Genomic DNA, 592 nt, shown 5'->3' on the forward strand with positions numbered 1-592 from the left:
TGTTCATGTTCACGCCCCCGCAAGAGAAGATCAACCAGGGTCTCGACATCCAGGGCGGTTTGTCGGTGGTCCTTACCGCGAAGGGCGAAGATGGCGCCGCCGTGTCCGCCGAGGACATGGAGAAATCGCGCGCCATCATCGAAAGCCGCGTGAACTCGCTCGGCGCGTCCGAGGCTACCGTCGCTTTGCAGAGCACCGATCAGGTGCTGGTGCAGATTCCCGGCCTGTCCGAAGCCGAAGAGGCGCTTGCTCCCATCGGCAAGACCGGCAAGCTCGAGTTCGCCCGCCTCGATTCGTTCACCGACGAAGCGGTGCGCACCAAGATCGAGACCGGCCAGTACATGGAACAGGAAAGCGTCACCGACGCCATGGGCAACAGGTTCCCCACCAGCGAGCAGAAGCTGACGCTGCATGTCGATGAGGGCACCTACACGCCGATCGTCACGGGCGACGACATCGAGCGCGTCACGGTGGGCCAGGCCAGCGAGGCCTCGACCGACTACGCGGTCAATCTGAAGCTCGACTCCGAGGGCGCATCCGCCTTCGCCCAGGCCACTAAGGAGCTCGCTCCCACCAAGGGCCAGATCGTGAT

Annotated in this window: 1 protein-coding gene; it reads left to right on the top strand. The window is 63.9% G+C overall.

The features are described 5' to 3' along the window. The coding region (locus DMP05_RS09680) for a SecDF P1 head subdomain-containing protein (protein WP_425303945.1) at window positions 1–592 on the top strand (592 nt) is incomplete at both ends.

The sequence above is a fragment of the Slackia isoflavoniconvertens genome (assembly GCF_003725955.1).
GTDB lineage: Bacteria > Actinomycetota > Coriobacteriia > Coriobacteriales > Eggerthellaceae > Slackia > Slackia isoflavoniconvertens.